Source organism: Grimontia sp. AD028 (assembly GCF_000973155.1).
GTDB lineage: Bacteria > Pseudomonadota > Gammaproteobacteria > Enterobacterales > Vibrionaceae > Enterovibrio > Enterovibrio indicus.
In genome coordinates this window covers 1-554 of record NZ_LASY01000180.1, presented here as the reverse complement: position 1 = coordinate 554, position 554 = coordinate 1, and the positions used below count along the sequence as shown (strand labels likewise).

The window sequence follows — 554 nt, the reverse complement described above, 5'->3', positions numbered from 1 at the left end:
CCTCTCACCTCATAGAGATCGCCCTCAAAGCCTTGATCGAGGAACAAGTTTATCTGAGCTGATGTATCTCCTGTCGCTACCGGCGCGTCATCAGAACCAACAATCGTGATAACAATCCGTTGGGATTTTCCGTCCGTCGCTTTAACAGTGAATGTATCTTCTACCTCCTGGCCTTCAGCCAGACCCTGAACCAGAGTGCTGTTATTGTTCAGGGTATATGTCCATCGATCCTCATTAAGGTTATACCAAGCACCGTCTTCGAGTAAGAATGTGCCATAAGTACCATCCACACTCTCGTATACCAACGAAGGAGAATCTGTAGAGTCAGGATCTGACACTGAGATCTTCCCTGTCACGGTCGATGATTCGCCGGGATCACGCTCAGTGACTTGACCTGAAAAATCACCTGATATGACCGAGTTGGTTGCTAGGAATGCATCAATCGCATCTTGAGACCCGCCGATAGTAATAACAATATCTGTCGTCGTTACACCATCAGACGCCGTCACTTCAATGACATCCTGCACAACAGTGTCTTCAGTGAAATCAGCCAC

General features: G+C 47.7%; 1 protein-coding gene. It reads right to left on the bottom strand.

Annotated elements, in window-relative coordinates:
- Positions 1-554, bottom strand: a 554-nt coding sequence (locus RN22_RS24030) for a VCBS domain-containing protein (protein WP_197076341.1), incomplete at both ends; no start/stop codon positions are given.